Consider the following 1,148-nt stretch of genomic DNA (forward strand, 5'->3'; position numbering starts at 1 on the left):
TTTTTGTAAATCAGTAGAGGCTTTAAAAATTTCTTTAAATAATTGCTTAATCACATTATCGTTAAATGGACCTTCATTTTTATCTAAAAGTACATTAATCATTTCTTTTTCACGTTGTGGATCATAAACCATTGTACCTTGTTTACGTTTCTCCTCACCGATTTGTTGTGCCAATTTCCCTCTTTTAGATAAAAGCTTTAAAATTTCATCGTTAATTTCAACAATTTCGTCTCTGTATTCTTGTAATTTATCTGTCATTTAAGTCACCTCTATGAAAATTTTAAACTGCATATTTTATTCTGCTTTAAAGCGATAAAATATTTGTTAAACGTAATTCTAACAATAAGTACCAATAAGTTCAAGTCACTATTTAAAAAATTTTCACTTTTAAGTGAATAACATTAATGATAACTGAATTTTCAGTCAGTTACTAGTTATATTTTACACTTTTCATCAAATTTATTAATTTAATAACAAAATGTTAATATTTATTTTGAAACCTTTAACACGATACAGTTTTAAAGCAGATATGTATTAACGTATTTGTAATCATTGTCGTGATGTGAACAATTCATTATTCGCTTCTACAATTCAACAAGTCATCACATAAAAATCCATTTTTTCCTGGCTTGTCACTTTATATGAAATAAAACAACTATTACTGAAGTTTATTTTGGTATATTTCTTATGTGTTTTAATTTTTATTTAAAAAAAACTGCTGACTCCCGTCTGTAATCAGGGAATCAGCAGCCTAGAAAATAGTATACTAAGTGAGTCATTACTTTAAAAATTGCGTATCTAATGCTGTTAATACATGTCTATAATCATCGTAATTACTCAGTATGATCAATATATTATTCAATAATTTGATTTAGCATTTAATCATTAAATGTTCGTTTCGCTATTTTACTTTTTGCCTTTTCAGCTTTTTTTGCTTGAGGACGATTTTTCGTATATGTCGAATTATTACCATCTTCATCTGTTTGTTCTTTAGCACTTCCGTGAGAAATAATACCCTCATTATAATCAACTTGTTCTTCACTTTGAGTTGATGCTGTAGATGCTGATGTTGATTTATTACCACTTTGACCAGCTTTGTCATGCGTAATGATACCATCTTTGAATGATACAGTTTCATGTACTTGTTC

Annotated in this window: 1 protein-coding gene and 1 pseudogene; both read right to left on the reverse strand. The window is 27.7% G+C overall.

What is annotated here, in order from left to right; translation table 11 throughout:
- Positions 1-258, reverse strand: a 258-nt coding sequence (aroA, locus tag ACF91D_RS30500; protein WP_392438492.1) for a chorismate mutase, incomplete at its 3' end; no start/stop codon positions are given.
- A 620-nt stretch (positions 259-878) separates the two neighbouring features.
- A pseudogene (locus ACF91D_RS30505) lies at positions 879-1,148 on the reverse strand (hypothetical protein); the annotation flags it as partial.

It is taken from the genome of Staphylococcus sp. 231237_7MaSpsaltlick, from assembly GCF_043107035.1.